This window comes from Bdellovibrio sp. HM001 (assembly GCF_055397275.1).
On sequence record NZ_AP029174.1, the window covers coordinates 245,274 to 261,416 of the forward strand.

Genomic DNA, 16,143 nt, shown 5'->3' on the forward strand with positions numbered 1-16,143 from the left:
ACTTGTCAGTTTACACGAGATTCCTTCGGACATCCTGACAAGTGTTGATTACTCGACTTTCGACGAGTCGCCTTTAGTTGTAGAACTTAGCGATATCGTCGGTGTTACGGATAAAGGTTTTGAAGTCTGGAGAAACAAAGGAAGATTCGTGGATCTTGCCTTCCGGGCAGCCTGCCAATGTGGAGGCATTTACGCCATCCCACTTGCAAGTGCCGATGTACCAGGCCTTTTCGCTGTAATCGATCTTGTAAGCGACCAGAGTGGAAGACTTGAAGATCGCCACGACTTCTTCCAGGACGGTTTTTCCATCAGAATGGAAGTCACCTTGAAGGACGGTGTCCATCCAGATAAAGGACTGCTTCTGGGAAATCTGCTGAAGTTTTCTGACTTCGTAATCAGAAATAAGGACTGTGCGAGCACCGTCGAAATAGATTGGAATTTCACGATAGGGTTTTGCGCACTCAGATTGAATGCACGCAGATTTGTACTCTGCAACCAAGTCATAGAACTTATCAGCACCCACGAATTGCTTGTCAGCAGAGGCGTTCAGGGAAATCAAATTTGCGGCTACAAGTAGGCCCAACATAAATTTTTTCATACAAAACTCCGATTTCGAGGACCTTGTATAACTCTAGTGGGGGCCGTTGTATAACTTAAAATTCTTAGGAATGACTGGCAGCAGTCTCCATGAGCTGGCGTTTGAGAATCTTTCCGCTGTCGCCTTTGGGTAAAGTGGCTAGAAACACGAAATGCTTGGGAATTTTGAATTTGGCCAGATTCTTGGCGCAGTGGTTAAGCAGGTCCTCTGCGGTCAAATCGGGTTTTTGACGCACGATGAATGCCTTGCCCACTTCGCCCCATTTCTCATCAGGAACTCCGATGACAGCGGCCTCCAGCACGGCGGGGTGGGATCTGAGAATCTGTTCTACCTCGGGAGGGTAGACGTTTTCTCCACCAGAAATGAACATGTCCTTTTTGCGTCCCACCACATAGAAATAACCTTCTTCATCGCGACGAACCAGATCCCCAGTGTGAAGCCAGCCATCTTTGATGGTTTCTTGTGTTGCCTTTTCGTTATTCCAATAGCCTTGCATGATCATCGGGCCGCGCAGAACCAGTTCGCCGACTTGATTGCTGCCCAGTTCGTGTCCTTCATTATCCACGACCTTGGCATCTATATAGAAATTCGGAAAACCGATAGAGCCAATCTTGCGGATGGCATCTTCTTCATTCAAAGAAAACACATTCGGGCCAAATTCGGTCAGGCCGTAGCCCTGACGAACCGGCACGCCTTTCTTGTCCCAGGTTTTTATCAGCTCCAAAGGCATAGGCTCACCACCGACAATCGCATAGCGAATGCGGCTAAGATCCACAGATTTAAAAAGAGGTGATCGGGCCATCATGTCCATGGTTGTGGGGACACCAAATAGCAAAGTGGCCTTTTGTTCCTCGCTGAGGCGAAGAATCTGATCGGCATCGAACTTTTTCAAGAACACCACTTTGGCGCCACGATGTATGAACGGAGTCGTCAGAACATTCCAGCCACCAGTGTGGAAGAAGGGCAGGAAGATCACAGTGCAGTCTGTTTGTGAAATGTTCAGACGCAAAGTTGTGTTGATGGAATTCCAGAACAGCATTTTGTATGTCAGCACCGCACCTTTGGGACTTCCTGTGGTCCCCGAGGTGTACAAAATCATCACGGGATCTTCTTCAGTCGGAAGGAAAGCGGTTTCGCTACTGTCGGAAAAGGCCTCCAGTGCCGAGGCAAAGCTGTCAGAGCCTTGCAGGAAAAGCTTTTGCGGAACCACATCTGTAGAAAGATCTTCAATCAGATGGTTCAGGTTTTCCTGCAGTACCACCAGCTTCGGAGCGGAGTCCGTCAGAATGTGACGGACTTCCCTTTGTGTCAGACGGAAGTTGATCGGCACCATGATCGCGCCCAGACGCTGCAGGGCAAAGAAAAGAAACACATATTCCAGTTCATTGGTGGCCAAAACCGCAACGCGGTCGCCTTGGCCAACGTGGAAGTTTTGCTGAAGAAGCTTTGCTCCTTTGTTTGCCAATTCAAACAATCGTGCATAGGAAAACTCACGCCCGGTATCGCCATCTTGAATGGCGATATTTTGTGGCGAGTACATATTCCATTTTTTCAGCCAATCCAGTTCCATGTGTTCCTCTTGCTTAGACGACTATGTGTCGTAGCCCCATTCCAAGGCCAAGGCAGCCATGCTCATACCACCACCAGAGCCCAACATAAAGACCAAGTCCCCTTTTTTCATTTTCTTTTGGTAAGCCGCATCCGCCACGGCCATGCCGATGGAGGCGGAGCCCGTGTAGCCATAGCGATCCATCACGTAGTGGGCGCGCTCACGAGGCAGGGACAACTGATCCATGGTTTCGTAAATGCTTTGCACGTTAAACTGCGTGATAAAGAAGTGCTGGATGTCGGAAGGGTTCTTTTTAATACGATCCAGAATCTGATGAGTCAGGCGGGGCCAGTGAATCCCGTTGGTTTCAGGGGGAATGCGTTTCGGGAAGGCCAGCAGATGACCTTTGTTTTCAATGACCTGATGACTGACCGGTTGGGCCGTGCCCCCGGCATAGATGCCCATATAGTCATGATACTGACCATCAGTGTACATTTGGCTGTCGATAAAGCCGGAGCTGTCCTTGGAGGGTTGCAAAACAACAGCGCCCGCACCGTCGGCAAACAAGGAGGCGATTTTGTAATCATCGAAGTTCAGATACTTGCTCATGCCGTAAGCGCCGACCACCAGAACGTTTTTGTACTTGCTGTCGGCTGCAATGTATTTGGAGGCGATATCACAGCCCACCACGAAGCCGGCACAGGCTGTGTTGATGTCGTAGGTTCCTGCGTTAACGGCCCCCAGGCGATAAGCCACCACCGAGGCGGTGGAGGGAGAAAGGTAATCAGGTGTGTCGGTCGAAACAATGATCAGATCCAGATCCTTGGCAGTGATACCTGCGACTTTCATGGCCTCTTCGGCTGCAGGCAGAATCAAATCGGACGTGCGTTGTTCTGGATTCATCCAGCGGCGTTCGCGGATGTTTCTTTGCTCACTTAAGAAAGTTCCGATGTCTTTTTTGTAAAGATCATTAAAGTATTGATTGGTGATCACGCGTTCAGGCGCGTACATCCCGGTTCCTACAATGGTCGCTTTTCTTGTCGTGTTCATCGTTTATTCCTTTGCGATTTCGCTTATCTACAAATCAGTTTTGCCACTTTGGCAAGAAAACTTTTATAGAGCATTAACTCTATACTCCGAGCGAAAAAGTGCTTTTTCCTTTGACGGGTGGGGGGAGAGTCGGGGTACTCGTGACGTATGAACAATATTACTTTTGATTTCAAAAATAAAAATGCAGTTGTCACTGGTGGTGCTTCCGGCATCGGTTTCCAAATCACTCGCAGCTTCCTTGAAGCAGGTGGAAATGTTTCTATCTGGGATTATTCCGAGCAGGCTTTGCAGAACGCCAAGGCGGAACTTTCTCAGCACTCAGCGCAACTTCATTTGGCGCAAGTCGATGTTGGCAATCGTGATTCGGTTGCCAAGGCGGCGGCCTCCTTGCCGTGGGCTGTGGATATTCTTGTGAACAACGCGGGGATCACACGCGATAAGTCTTTCGCGAAGATGGCGCCCGAAGATTGGGATGCCGTGATCTCTACCAACCTGACTGGTTTGTTCAATGTGACGAAAACATTGTTGGAAAAATTCAATCCTCAATCCGCACACAAGCGTATCATCAGTATTTCGTCTGTGGTGGGATTGTATGGAAACTTCGGTCAGACCAATTATGCTGCCGCCAAGGCGGGGGTTATCGGTATGGCCAAAACCTGGGGTAAAGAATTGGGCCGCAAAGGCTTTACGTCCAATGCGATTGCTCCGGGCTTTATTGCAACGGCGATGACCAAGGCGATGCCGAAGGAAGTTCTGGAGGGCATGGCGGCGAAAGTTCCAGTCGCTCGTTTGGGTGAGGTGGAAGATATTGCAAATGCCTGTTTGTTCCTTGCCAGCGCGCAGGCAAGTTATATCAATGGCACTGTTCTCAGTGTTGATGGCGGTATTGTTCTGTAATAAATAAACTTTTTGAAGGAGTGACTTCGATGAGATCTCTGTTCTTGGCTTTGTTTGTCTTGGTATCAGGTTTCTTTGTGTCCTTGGAATCTTTGGCGAATGCCGAAGCGGTTAAGGGATTTGTGCAAATCACTCCGCAAAAAGAGCTTTTTGTGGATTATGTTCCGGCGAAAGAAAAGCAGCCAACGGTTGTTTTGGTTAACGGACTGACTTACAGCACCCGTCAATGGGAACGCTTTGTTGATGTCTTGGTAGCCAAAGGCGTGGGTGTTCTTCGCTATGATCCCATCGGGCAAGGGCAGACGCTTTTGAAGTATGCCCCGGTTGTAGCGCCGATTCCTGTGCAGGATCAGGTGCAGGACCTGAAAGTCCTTCTTGAGAAAATGAAATTAAAAGGTCCATTTAATATTGTTGGACTGTCTTATGGCGGTGGTGTGGCCGCAGGCTTCACCGCCGCTTATCCATCCTTGGTGAAGAATCTGATTATGATGGCGCCGTTCACGCGTCCTCTGGAGGGACAGGATCGCTGGATCAAATCCCAGATCTGGGCGACTCGTCAGATTTTCCCTTTTAACAAAATGACCGATGATGAGTTGTACGATCATTTCTTGCATCAGATCATCTATGCCACCTATCCGCAGGCAGAACCTGTGGTTTTGGAAAATCCCTTCAAGCTGGAAGCGACTTTCCGTCTGGTGCAGGGGATTCGTAAATTCCGCCCGGTGGATTTGACTCATGCGATCCCGGTCAGGTCCCTGCACTTGATGATTGCCCGCCAGGATCAGTACATCGAAACAAGCGTTCTGGATGAATACTGGGATGCGGTTCCAGCAGCGGCGCGCGCAAGCCGTCTTTATATCAACGGCTCTGAACACAAAATGGTCGAAGCGGTTCCTTACTTCACGGCTTCCTGGGTTTATGAAATCGTGACGGGAAATAAATTGCTTTCTACAGGTCGTGACTTCGAAGGTTATCCCTTCCGAGGCGAGGCTCGCAGTGGGCAGGATCAGGTGACGGTGGGTCGCGAATGATTCACCACGAGGTTGTTTCCGGCGTCGTTCCCGAAAGCATTTTCTTTATCCACGGAAATCTGGCGTCCAATCGCTGGTGGTATCCGGCTGAAGAAATTTGGAAGCGACAGGCGGCCGGTAAAAGCTATTCCGGCTCTTTGATTTACGGCGAATTCCGTGGGTGCGGCAAAAGCACGCCTCCCCAAAGCAGTGACGAAGTAAATCTGCATCTATTTGCCGAGGATTTCATCGCGTTGTTAAAGTCGATGGGACCAGGGCCTTATCATGTTGTTGGACATTCCACCGGGGGTCTGATTGCGGCCTTGATGTTAGCCAAAGAGCCAAACCTGTTCCGCAAGGCGGTCTTGCTGGACCCTGTCGGAGCGCAGGGGATTACCTTTGATTCCTCCATGATTTCGGCGTTTGAAAAGATGAAGTTGGACAAGGATCTGACGGCGGCGGTGATCGGATCTACGATTCATAATAATAATGCCGATTCGGATTTCTTCCGCCAGGTGGTGGTGGAGGACGCCTTTAAAGCTGTGAAGGCTGTGGGTCACTGGGTCTTGGAAGCGCTTGATGGGCTTGATGTTCGCGGTGATTTGAAAACCGTTCAGCATGAAGTTTTGGTGCTGCACGGGGAGCATGACACCCTTCTACCTGAGGTTGATTCTCAGGCTCTGGCAGGCCTGTTTGTAAACGGAAAGTTCGAACGTATTGCCGGCCAAGGACACTGTCCAAACATTGAAAATCCCGAAAAGTTTGTGAACATCACTCGGAGTTATCTGTTTTCTTAAGGACACAGTCTTTTGCGGTGCATAATATCAACTAGTCCGGGGCGGCTTAATAGGTTGCCCATCGGTCTGTTTTCGGTTAGTTATCGATTAATAAATTACAATACTGTGACAAAACTACTTTGCGTCCCCTAGGGAGTGCCAACCTATGTCTGAAGCTAGAGATGAGTATAATCGTGGTGGTCTGCTGGCGTTTGCCTTTTCAATGGTATTCGTCTGTGCATTCTTCGTTTACATCGTTGTGATCAATAAAGGTGTTGATCTGGGTGAAAACGTTGTAGATCCAAATGCCCCTGTTGAAGAGGGTGCGGTTCCTGTTTTCGACATCGCGAAAGTACAAGAGCCATGGGTTTCCACTCCTGAAATGGTTGCTTACGGTAAAAAGTTCTTCGCCACAAACTGCGCTATGTGCCACGGTGCTGAGGGCAAGGGTGATGGTGCTGCGGGTGCGGGCCTGAATCCAAAGCCACGTAACTTGGTTGAAGGTAAGTGGACTCAAGGTGGCGGTCTTATCGCCCACTATCAAGTTCTACAAAATGGTATCAAGGGCACGTCCATGGCGGCTTATGCTCACTTTAAGCCAGCGGACCGCTGGGCTGTGATCCATTTCATCGAGTCTATCACTGAAAACAAATCTAAAGACGATCCTGCTAAAGTTGCTGAGTTTGCAAAAACCGCACAATAATTAAGGATTTATTCATGCTTGCCGGTGAGCTTGTATTGAAAACAAAAGCAATGAGAGCGGCGCTGGCAGCGTCCGTTCTCGTTTTGTTTTCGGCTCAGGCGCCTGCTTACGATGGTAAGCCAGCTCCGATGGTGGCCAGTGAAAAGCCTCAGGAGCTTGAAGGGGTCGGCATCGACGAAAAGTTAGGTTCTAAAATCGACCTGACTCTGAAAGTGAAAGATGACAATGGCCAGGAAGTGGCTTTGGGGTCTTTCTTCGATGGCAAGCATCCGGTGATTATTTCGCCGGTGTATTTTTCCTGTCCGGGTCTTTGTAACTTCCACTTGAATGGTCTGACCGACGCGCTCAAGCTGATGGATAAAGAATGGACAGTCGGTAAGAAGTTTAAGTTGCTGTCTGTGAGTTTTGACTCAAAAGAGACTCCCGACTTGGCGGCAAACAAGAAACTGACTTACATGAAGCTGTATGATCGTGCAGGGGCTGAAAAAGACTGGCACTTCATCACGGCGGACGAACCCACAGTGCAGGCGATGATGCAGGCTTTGGGGTTCAAGTTCAGATGGGACGAGAAAGCTCAGGAGTGGGCACACGCTTCGGCGGCCATTGTGATCACTCCGGACGGGACGATTTCGCGCTATCTGCCGGGGATTATGTTTAATCCTCAGGACATCAAGATCGCTCTGAATGAAGCGACCGATGGTAAAATCGGAACCTTCGTCGACAGCTTGGTGCTTTATTGTTTTAAGTATGACCCACATCAAAGCAAGTACACGCTTGTCGCCTTCAACGTCATGAAGATGGGCGGAGCGGTAATGGTTTTGGTGATGGTAATTTGGTTATTGCCTGTATGGATCCGTGCTCGCAGAGAGCAGGAAAATACGGCGGGGAGATAAAGGTACATGATGTGGTTTAATTTAGCGAAGGCCCAATCCTTCATGCCCACGCAAGGAACCGAGATTGCGAAGCAGGTCGACAATCTATACGGATTTTTGCTTGTAACAAGTTTCATTGCCTGCGTGCTTGTCATCGGTGGGATGATCTACTTCGTCTGGAAGTACAGACGTAAGACTCCCAATGATAAAACAGCATATATCTCTCACAACACCGCTTTGGAGTTCTTGTGGTCGTTTATTCCACTTGTGATCTTCCTGGCTGTGTTCGGTTGGGGTTGGTACATTTATCACCAAATGCGCGCGATGCCTAAAGATGCGTTGGAAATCAACGTTTTGGGTAAACAGTGGGCTTGGGAAGTTGAATACAAAAACGGTTTCAAAGCCGTCAATGAGATCGTGGTGCCAATCAATCAGGATGTTAAGATTCTTCTGACGTCCTCTGACGTGATTCACTCCTTCTTTGTCCCATCTTTCCGTATCAAACAAGACGCGGTTCCAGGTCGTTACACGGCTTTGTGGTTCAGAGCGGATAAGCTGGGCGATTTCCACTTGTTCTGTACTGAATATTGCGGAACTTCCCACTCCGGCATGATCGGTAAGGTGAAGGTCGTTTCTCGCGAGGACTTCGACAAATATATGGAACAAGGTCAGGAAGAAAGAAATCTTCCGCTGGGTGAAAAAGGTAAGAAGTTGTTTGCGGTGAAGGCTTGTGCCTCCTGCCACGCAGTGGACAGCCCGGCAACAATGGTTGGTCCTTCTTTGTTCCAGAAGTTTGGTCACGAAGAAGTTATGGATGACGGATCCAAGATCGTGTTTGACGAAAACTACATTCGTGAATCCATCCTAGAGCCGAATAAACATATCGTTAAAGGCTTCCCTAAAGGTGTAATGCCTACCTTCCAGGGTCAGTTGAACGAAAACGAACTCAGTGCTCTGGTCGAGTACATCAAGAATCTGAAGTAAGGAGTTGAGCATGGCGAATACTAAAGCTCACGGCGACAACTATATTAATTTTGAAAAAGGTCTCTGGTCTTGGCTGACCACGGTAGACCATAAACGTATCGGTTTGATGTATTTCATCACTGTTATGTTCTTCTTCCTGATCGGTGGGATCATGGCCCTGTTGCTTCGTTTGGAGCTTTTTGCTCCAAATACAGCTCCGAATGTGGGTCAAATCCTTGCAAACGGTGACGTTTATAATCAGGTCATGACATATCACGGGGCGATCATGGTCTTCATGGTTATCGTTCCTGGTATCCCGGCGATTTTGGGTAACTTCTTCCTGCCGCTGCAAATCGGCGCAAAGGACGTGGCCTTCCCTAAAATCAATCTTCTGAGCTGGTACTGCTTTATGGCGGGTGCGATCCTTGCGATTGCAACGTTCTTCACTACTAAGATCGACACTGGCTGGACGTTCTACACTCCGTATTCTATCAGAACGGGGACTGCGACAGCGATGATGGTTCTAGCGGCCTTCATCATGGGTATGTCTTCCATCCTGACAGGATTGAATTTCATCGTGACCGTGCACAAACTAAGAGCTCCTGGCATGACTATGCACAGAATGCCTTTGTTCATCTGGTCATTGTATGCAACAGCGATCCTTCAGATGCTGGCGACTCCGGTTTTGGGTATCACATTGCTTCTTTTGGCAGTGGAAAGATTCCTGGGTATCGGTATCTTCGATCCTAAACTGGGTGGTGACCCGGTATTGTTCCAGCACTTCTTCTGGTTCTACTCTCACCCTGCGGTTTACATCATGGTCATCCCGGCAATGGGTATCATCTCTGAGCTGATCACGACTTTCTCCAAGAAAGTGATCTTCGGTTACACAGCGATCGCTTACTCTTCTTTGGGTATCGCGGCGGTGTCCTTCTTCGTTTGGGGTCACCACATGTTCGTATCCGGTCAGTCTGGTACAGCGGGTATCGTGTTCTCCTTCCTGACGATGTTGGTAGGGGTTCCGACGGCGATCAAGATGTTCAACTGGGTTGCGACCTTCTATAAAGGTTCTGTCGAATTCCGCTCTCCGATGTTGTATGCATTGGGCTTCATGTTCTTGTTCGCCATCGGTGGTGTGACTGGGATCATGCTTGCGACTCTTCCAATCGACGTTCACTTCCACGACACTTACTTCGTGGTGGCTCACTTCCACTACGTGATGGTGGGTGGTACTTTGATGGCGTTGATGGGTGGATACTATTACTGGTTCCCGAAAATGTTCGGTAGAATGTACAACGAAGCGGCTGCGCGCATCTCCTTCGTGTTCATCTTCATCGGCTTTAACGTAACCTTCTTCCCTCAGTTCATCCTGGGTGCGATGGGTATGCCTCGTCGTTATTTCGACTACATCCCAGCCTATGAGACTCTGAACAAGATCTCCACTGTCGGTTCTTGGTTGATCGGTATTGGATTCTTGGTCGGTCTATACACAATTGTTCAAGGTCTTATGAAAGGTGAGAAAGCTCCGATGAATCCTTGGGGCTCTAAAACGTTGGAATGGCAAACGTCATCTCCTCCTCCTCACGACAACTTCAGTGTTGAACCAGTAGTAACAGCGGGGCCATATGAGTACAGATAATCACGCACACGGCGCTCACACAGCGCATGTCGCTCACCACTTTAAAACAGCCGAGCAGCAGTACTCCTCTGGTAAAGAGGGTATCTGGTTGTTCATGCTGACAGAGATCCTGATGTTCGGTGCGATCTTTGTTGGTTACTTCTACTACCACAATATGTATCCAGAGATGTTCGCAGAAGGTGCGAAATCCTTGGATTGGAAGATGGGCTTCGTGAACACCTTGGTGTTGATCTTCTCTTCCTTCACCATGGCGATTTCGATCTCTTTCATCCAGAAGAACGAGCAGAAGAAAGCGGCATTGGCTTTGGCCACGACGATTCTTTGTGCCGCGATCTTCATGGTGATCAAGTACTTCGAATACCAGCATAAGTTCCACTTGGGCTTGTACCCAGGGAAGTTCCTGGACGCTGCGAAAGTGGGTGCAGAGCACGCCAACCTTGGTTTGTACTTCGGCTTCTACTACACAATGACAGGTCTTCACGGTATCCACGTTCTGATCGGTATCGGCTTGATCACTTGGTGTTTGATCCGTACGGTTCGTGGGGACTTCCACAGTCAGTACTGGATCCCGGTTGAAGGTGTAGGATTGTTCTGGCACATCGTCGATTTGATCTGGATCTTCCTGTTCCCTCTTTTATATTTGGTGGGGTAATACATGGCTCAAAATAACGACAACAACGCAAATGTTCTTCATCCACACATCACGCCAATGGCAACTTACTTCAAAGTTGCCCTGGCTTTGTTTGGTCTGACTTTCCTGACAGTCTTTGCGCACCAGTTCCATCACCAGATGGGTTCCTGGGCAGCTCCAGTGGCTTTCTTGATCGCCCTGGTCAAAGCAGCTCTTGTGATCCTTTGGTTCATGCACTTGAAGGACGACACTAAGATGAATCGTTTCATCTTCGGTATCGGATTCTTCTTCCTGGCGTTGCTATTTGCTATCTGTGCTTTGGACTTCGCAACTCGCGTTCCAGAGATCAGCCCACTTTAAGATCGTGCTACGTACATACGCGGATCTTACCAAGTTTGGCATAGTCGTTTTTTCAGTTCTTGCGGGACTGGCCGGCTATGCCACCGGTTTTCAGATCGAAAACACATTTGATTGGAAAGTCTTTTTAGAGACCCTTGCGGGGATTTACTTCCTCAGCTCGGGCTCTTTGGCGCTTAATCAAGTGCAGGACTGGCAGATGGATGCCAAGATGCCTCGCACGGCCAAGCGCCCGATTCCGTCTGGCAAAATCAAGCCGGCGGCGGCGGGTATTCTGGCTGTGTGCCTTCTGGTTGTGGGCTTAAATTTCCTGTTCACGCTGGAACCCGTGGCGGGCTGGATTGGTCTGTTCTGTGTGTTCCTTTATAACGGTCCTTACACTTTGTGGTGGAAACGTCGTTGGGCTTTTGCCGCAGTTCCGGGAGCCATTCCGGGAGCTTTGCCAGTGACCATTGGGTATGCGGTGGCCAATCCTGACATCTGGAATTCGGAATCCCTGTATTTGTTCCTGATCATGTTCTTGTGGCAGATGCCGCACTTCTGGGTGTTGGCGATTCGCTACAAAGACGACTACGCCAAGGGCGGTGTTCCTACTTTGCCTGTGGCTTTGGGGATGGATCGCACAATGTTCCAGGTGGGTCTTTATACGTTCGTGTACGTGGGTGTGGCTTTGGCGGCACCGATGTTTGTTCACGCCAGCTGGATGTTCATCCTTTTGACGTTCCCATTCTGTTTCAAAGTTCTTCAAGAGTTCTATCGCTACTATAAATCCAATGGCACTGAGCGCTGGTTGGCTTTCTTTATGTGGCTGAACGTTTCGATGCTGGTGTTCCTAATCATCCCAGTCATCGACAAATGGAATTTCTTATTTATTTCTCACAACTAGACGACTGTTGAAAACGGCCCAATCGACTGAGTTGTCGGGGCCCCTCCTTCCCTCCGACGTGCTTGGAGCACGCCTCCGTTTCGGAGAAACCCCTCCGCCTTGCGCTTGAACCGTTTTGAACAGTCTTGGCGACTGTTTTTTTTGGCAGACCTTCGGCGGCGCTGTCTTTATTTCTTTTTGAATTCTTCTGGGGTGTCGATCTGTACGAACGGGTGGGCTTTTTGGAAGCTTTCCAGTTTTAGGCAGTTTTCGTTGATCTTCACCAGGGTTGGATATTTGGAAATGTCCACTTTGTATCTTTGGGATGTCAGAAGCTGTGGGATCAGGAACAGGTCGGCCATGGTGATTTCGTTGCCGAAGCTGTAGGTGCCTGAAAACTCTTTCAATGTTGTTTCTAAAACTTCCAGGCCCTGGTTGATCCAGTGTTGGGCCCATTCGTCTTTTTGGTTTTGGTCGTAGCCATGTTTGGTTTCCATGTACTTCAGGGTCTTCAGGTTGGCCATCGGGTGCATGAAGGAATTGATCACCTCGCACACCTGGCGGATGCGCGCTTTGGTGTAGGCGTCTTGGGGGAACAGGGGATGCTGTGGGAAGACTTCGTCCAGATATTCCATGATGGCAAAGGATTCCGGGATGATCTTTCCGTCGTGAACCAAAGTAGGGACACCCCCCAAAGGATTGATTCTTTTGTAGTCAGCGGAAAGTTGTTCGCCTTTTAAAAGATTGATCGGTTTGTATTCAAACTGCAGACCTTTGTAATGCAAGGCCAGGCGAACGCGGTAAGAAGTGGAGCTGCGAAAATAGTTGTAAAGTACCATCGAGGCCATATACTGACTCCTATTGAGTTTTATTGTTCGCGTGCTTTTGATACTCAGTCAAAGGACTTTTCGATGCCCAATCGTTTTATCTTTTCCCTGCGTTTTTCAACGAAAGTATTTCTTAAGCTCGGTTTTCTGGCTGTTACCCTGATCGCTTTCATGACGTTGTTCCGCATGAATCTGTACTTCCTGTCAGTGTTTCATGCGACACCGGATGCTGCGTTCGTTGAAATTGCGCAGTCTTTCTTCGCGGGGTTTCGATTTGATCTTCTGATCTTCGGCTTTATCTTCCTGCCGATTTATTTTCTATTGATGCTGCAGGCTTTTGCGCAGAAGTGGCCCAAGTCTTTGTTTGTGATCTATAAGATCTACTTTTTGACTGTCTGGTTTGCCATCTGTGCTTTAACTTACTTGGACTTCTTCCATTTCGCAAAGTTTGGTCAGCGCATGCGCTGGGCCGAATACAGTCAGTGGAACTTTGAATCCTGGCTGCAGCAGTTTCAGACTATGCCGGCGAACCAGTCTTGGATATTCACAATCATCACGGTGCTTTTGTTCAGCCTGGGTTACATGCTGATCAAAAGTCTGAAATTCGGAGACTGGAAAGATGAATACTCACCACAGCCCGGTGGTAAAATCGAAATTGTCCTTAGAATACTTCTGCCTTTGATTGTTATCGTTCTTGCGGCGCGTGGAACAGTCGAGCCTCATCACCTTGCGTTGGAACACAGCGAGGTCTCCTTGGACAAGGTTATCAATGAGATGGCATTGAATGCCCCCTGGTGCCTCGACAAATAACTCGCGCGCCGGATCATTAGTTTTTAGCTGCGTTGCTTCGTCGGCGGCATACTTGTAGTACTCCTTTCTCATTGCGCCTTGTAAAAACTAATGCTTCGGCGTGCTGGTGTTGGTAGTATCTTAAGTGGGTATTGAGTGACTCTGAATTGGATTTTCTTCTGGAGGATATAATGAAGAAGTTAGTTGTTGTTGTTGTGGCGGCTTTGGGGATGATGTCTTCGGTGGCTTTGGCTGATATTGATTATGGTTTGGAGGTGGGTATTCGTCAGCAGTCTGGTGAAGTGGATGCGGCGACGTCTTCTGCTAAATCTCAGATGGGTTTCCAGTTTGGGGCCACAGCTCATTTCCCGATTTCCAGTCCTTTGCATCTGCGCACAGGTATGCTGTTCACGCAAAGACCTTTGATTGCAAAAGATGATGCTTCCGGCGATGAGACAAAAATTAGCATGAACTATCTCGATATCCCAGTGGCATTGATGTACAAGTTCGAAGAATATGCTGGTGTGTTTGCCGGGGTTTCTTTGGGTATGAACTTGGATAGTTCCTGCGATGCGACTGGTTGCAAAGTAACAGATGTTAAATCGCCGCTGATTCCTTTGTTGATCGGTGCAAGCTTTAAGTTTGCCCCGCAGTTGGGTGCAACTTTGTATTATGAATCAGCAAGTGGTGAGGCTGCGAAAAATCTTAAAGACTATCGTGCCGTGGGTGCTAACTTGATGATCACTTTTGACTAAGGATTTGTGACGTGAAATTAGGTTCTTTGAAGTCTTCTGAAAGTAAGGATGGACAATTGTGTGTGATCAGCCGTGATCTTAAGACGGCAGTGAAGGCGACACATATTGCTCCCAGCCTGCGTGAAGCGATGGAAAAATGGTCTGAAAATGAGTCTGCTTTGCAGAAACTCTACTCAGATCTGAATGAAGGTAAAGCCTCCGGCGCTTTTGCGGTGAAAGAAGACGACTTCCATTCGGCAATGCCTCGCACGTGGCTGTTTGCTGACGGTTCGGCTTTTATTTATCATATCAAACTTGTTCGGATGGCCCGCAAGGCGGCGTTGCCGGAAACTTTGAGCACTGTGCCTTTGATGTATCAGGGCGAATGTGGTCAGTTCCTGGCTCCGACGGAAGATATCCCGCAACGTGATTTTGCTCACGGCACGGATTTCGAGGGTGAAGTGGGTGTGATTACAGACAATGTTCCGATGGGTGTGACTCCTGAGGAAGCTTTGAAGTACATCCGCCTTTATGTGCTGATTAACGACGTATCGTTGCGTGGTCTGATTCCTGAAGAACTGGCGCAAGGCTTTGGCTTCTTCCAAAGTAAACCAGCTTCTGCGCTGTCTCCGTTTGCGGTGACGGCGGATGAGCTGGGGTCGGCTTTGAAAGACGGCCGTATCCATCTTCCGTTGCATGTAAAGTATAACGGAGAATTCTTCGGTAAGGCCAATGCGGGAGCTATGCACTTCCACTTTGGACAGTTGATTGCTCATGCGGCGAAGACGCGCAATCTGGCGGCTGGCACCATCATCGGCAGCGGGACCGTATCCAACGAAGAGCACGGCAATGGTTCAAGTTGTCTGGCAGAAAAGCGTATGATCGAACAGATTGAAACAGGAGCTATTAAAACTCCGTTCATGAAGTCTGGTGATACTGTCGAGATGCAAATGCTGAATGAAAAAGGCGAAAGTATCTTCGGAAGAATCTTCCAAAAGGTGAAGGCCGTTTAAGCCTTCACCCTTCTTTTTGAAGCTCTTTAAGATTAAAGAGCTTCAATCACTCCACACGCAATGCGTGCGCCGGAGTTGCCCGCAGGCTGAGATTTCAAATCATCTTTGTCTTTGTGAATAACCACAGCTTTACCAATGATGCTTTCAGGACCTTTCATGGTCATGCCATCAACGATCAAAGTGGTGTTGGCCTTGCTTTTGTTGTCTGCCACTAGATTGCCCAAGTCACCCACATGACGGCCGGCCACATCGTGACCTGCATGGGTGCCCTTGCTTGGATTGAAGTGACCGCCAGCGGAAGAGAAGTCCGCTGCAGAACAGTCACCATTTTCATGGATATGGAATCCGTGTGGACCTGGTTTGATACCTTCAACCATTGTTTCGATTTTCATTTTACCGTTTTCTTCGGTGAAGTGGATGATGCCTTTGAGTTTGGACCCTTTAACAGTCTTCAAAACAGCCTGAGCTTTTTGTGGAGCTGCAGCTGCTGCTTCATGATTGTGATGATCATGGTGGTGTGTTTCGGCGGCCTTTTCCTTCTGTGCACAAGCAGCCATGGAAAGAGATACAAGCCCGATGAGTAACATGTTTTTCATATGAGATCCCCTTTCAGTGATTTATATGCAAAATAGTTTACTCATCAGAACTTGTCCGTGTCATTACCCATTCGCAAAATAAGCGACAATACCGACCAAGATGAAAACACTCAGATAAAAGTAGATGACCACGCGGCCCAAGCGGATTTTAGGAGCCAATCTGGCTCTGGTTTCAAGAGTCGTCATAAGGCCTCCTTTACTTTTTTGTATTATCTCATGTTCTGAGAAGGCCGCTCCAATAGATAAAAGCTAAGAGCGCTATAGAGAAAACCTT

General features: G+C 48.6%; 19 protein-coding genes. 13 read left to right on the forward strand and 6 right to left on the reverse strand.

The genetic code is table 11. From position 1 onward, the window contains the following. Positions 1-73: 73 nt before the first annotated feature. The 3 genes from ACZ5ZZ_RS01230 to ACZ5ZZ_RS01240 form a co-directional block, all read right to left on the reverse strand. Positions 74-598 (reverse strand): hypothetical protein, encoded by a 525-nt coding sequence (locus ACZ5ZZ_RS01230; protein WP_464132886.1) that lies wholly within the window; start codon positions 596-598, stop codon positions 74-76. Between the two features lie 64 nt (positions 599-662). Then, a complete protein-coding gene (locus ACZ5ZZ_RS01235) occupies positions 663-2,168 on the reverse strand; it encodes an acyl-CoA synthetase (RefSeq protein WP_464140887.1) in 1,506 nt (501 codons plus the stop codon). A 21-nt stretch (positions 2,169-2,189) separates the two neighbouring features. Then, positions 2,190-3,197 (reverse strand): ketoacyl-ACP synthase III, encoded by a 1,008-nt coding sequence (locus ACZ5ZZ_RS01240; protein ID WP_464132890.1) that lies wholly within the window; start codon positions 3,195-3,197, stop codon positions 2,190-2,192. Between the two features lie 147 nt (positions 3,198-3,344). Here ACZ5ZZ_RS01240 and fabG point away from each other — a divergent pair, with 147 nt between their 5' ends. From fabG to ACZ5ZZ_RS01290, 10 genes are all read left to right on the forward strand, one after another. Then, a complete protein-coding gene (fabG, locus tag ACZ5ZZ_RS01245) occupies positions 3,345-4,094 on the forward strand; it encodes a 3-oxoacyl-ACP reductase FabG (protein WP_464140889.1) in 750 nt (249 codons plus the stop codon). Between the two features lie 29 nt (positions 4,095-4,123). Beyond that, complete coding sequence (locus ACZ5ZZ_RS01250) at positions 4,124-5,125, forward strand: alpha/beta fold hydrolase (protein ID WP_464140891.1); 1,002 nt, start codon at positions 4,124-4,126, stop codon at positions 5,123-5,125. Then, the gene (locus ACZ5ZZ_RS01255; RefSeq protein WP_464132895.1) at positions 5,122-5,901 is read left to right on the forward strand and encodes an alpha/beta fold hydrolase; all 780 of its coding nucleotides are present in this window, start codon (positions 5,122-5,124) and stop codon (positions 5,899-5,901) included. Before ACZ5ZZ_RS01250 ends, ACZ5ZZ_RS01255 begins: the two co-directional genes overlap by 4 nt. A 145-nt stretch (positions 5,902-6,046) precedes the next feature. Beyond that, positions 6,047-6,583, forward strand: coding sequence for a c-type cytochrome (locus ACZ5ZZ_RS01260; protein ID WP_464132896.1), 537 nt, complete (start codon positions 6,047-6,049; stop codon positions 6,581-6,583). Between the two features lie 35 nt (positions 6,584-6,618). After that, complete coding sequence (locus ACZ5ZZ_RS01265) at positions 6,619-7,476, forward strand: SCO family protein (protein ID WP_464140893.1); 858 nt, start codon at positions 6,619-6,621, stop codon at positions 7,474-7,476. Positions 7,477-7,482: 6 nt separating this feature from the next. After that, complete coding sequence (gene coxB / locus ACZ5ZZ_RS01270; RefSeq protein WP_464132899.1) at positions 7,483-8,439, forward strand: cytochrome c oxidase subunit II; 957 nt, start codon at positions 7,483-7,485, stop codon at positions 8,437-8,439. Positions 8,440-8,449: 10 nt separating this feature from the next. Then, entirely contained in the window at positions 8,450-10,057 is a 1,608-nt protein-coding gene (gene ctaD, locus ACZ5ZZ_RS01275; protein WP_464140895.1) for a cytochrome c oxidase subunit I, read from the forward strand. Further along, positions 10,044-10,709, forward strand: a complete 666-nt coding sequence (locus ACZ5ZZ_RS01280; protein WP_464119727.1) for a cytochrome c oxidase subunit 3 family protein — start codon at positions 10,044-10,046, stop codon at positions 10,707-10,709. The genes ctaD and ACZ5ZZ_RS01280 overlap by 14 nt, the downstream gene beginning before the upstream one ends. Positions 10,710-10,712: 3 nt before the next feature. Further along, complete coding sequence (locus ACZ5ZZ_RS01285; protein ID WP_464140897.1) at positions 10,713-11,048, forward strand: cytochrome C oxidase subunit IV family protein; 336 nt, start codon at positions 10,713-10,715, stop codon at positions 11,046-11,048. Between the two features lie 4 nt (positions 11,049-11,052). Beyond that, positions 11,053-11,931, forward strand: coding sequence for a UbiA family prenyltransferase (locus ACZ5ZZ_RS01290; RefSeq protein WP_464119731.1), 879 nt, complete (start codon positions 11,053-11,055; stop codon positions 11,929-11,931). Between the two features lie 167 nt (positions 11,932-12,098). Here the strand turns inward: ACZ5ZZ_RS01290 and maiA are convergent, their stop codons facing one another. Further along, positions 12,099-12,758 carry a maleylacetoacetate isomerase gene (gene maiA / locus ACZ5ZZ_RS01295; protein WP_464140900.1) on the reverse strand — a complete coding sequence of 220 codons (660 nt, stop codon included), beginning with the start codon at positions 12,756-12,758 and terminating at the stop codon, positions 12,099-12,101. 63 nt (positions 12,759-12,821) lie between these two features. On the opposite strand from maiA, the gene ACZ5ZZ_RS01300 reads away from it, so the two are divergent. The 3 genes from ACZ5ZZ_RS01300 to ACZ5ZZ_RS01310 all read left to right on the forward strand — a co-directional run bounded on the left by ACZ5ZZ_RS01300 (position 12,822) and on the right by ACZ5ZZ_RS01310 (position 15,273). After that, the gene (locus ACZ5ZZ_RS01300) at positions 12,822-13,547 is read left to right on the forward strand and encodes a hypothetical protein (RefSeq protein ID WP_464140901.1); all 726 of its coding nucleotides are present in this window, start codon (positions 12,822-12,824) and stop codon (positions 13,545-13,547) included. A 170-nt stretch (positions 13,548-13,717) separates the two neighbouring features. Further along, on the forward strand, positions 13,718-14,281 hold the full coding sequence (locus ACZ5ZZ_RS01305; RefSeq protein ID WP_464140903.1) for an outer membrane beta-barrel protein: 564 nt from the start codon (positions 13,718-13,720) through the stop codon (positions 14,279-14,281). A gap of 11 nt (positions 14,282-14,292) precedes the next feature. Continuing rightward, on the forward strand, positions 14,293-15,273 hold the full coding sequence (locus ACZ5ZZ_RS01310; RefSeq protein ID WP_464140904.1) for a fumarylacetoacetate hydrolase family protein: 981 nt from the start codon (positions 14,293-14,295) through the stop codon (positions 15,271-15,273). Between the two features lie 32 nt (positions 15,274-15,305). Here the strand turns inward: ACZ5ZZ_RS01310 and ACZ5ZZ_RS01315 are convergent, their stop codons facing one another. After that, positions 15,306-15,869 carry a superoxide dismutase family protein gene (locus ACZ5ZZ_RS01315; RefSeq protein ID WP_464140906.1) on the reverse strand — a complete coding sequence of 188 codons (564 nt, stop codon included), beginning with the start codon at positions 15,867-15,869 and terminating at the stop codon, positions 15,306-15,308. Positions 15,870-15,932: 63 nt separating this feature from the next. Then, a complete protein-coding gene (locus ACZ5ZZ_RS01320) occupies positions 15,933-16,055 on the reverse strand; it encodes a hypothetical protein (protein ID WP_262554655.1) in 123 nt (40 codons plus the stop codon). Between the last annotated feature and the right edge of the window lie 88 nt (positions 16,056-16,143).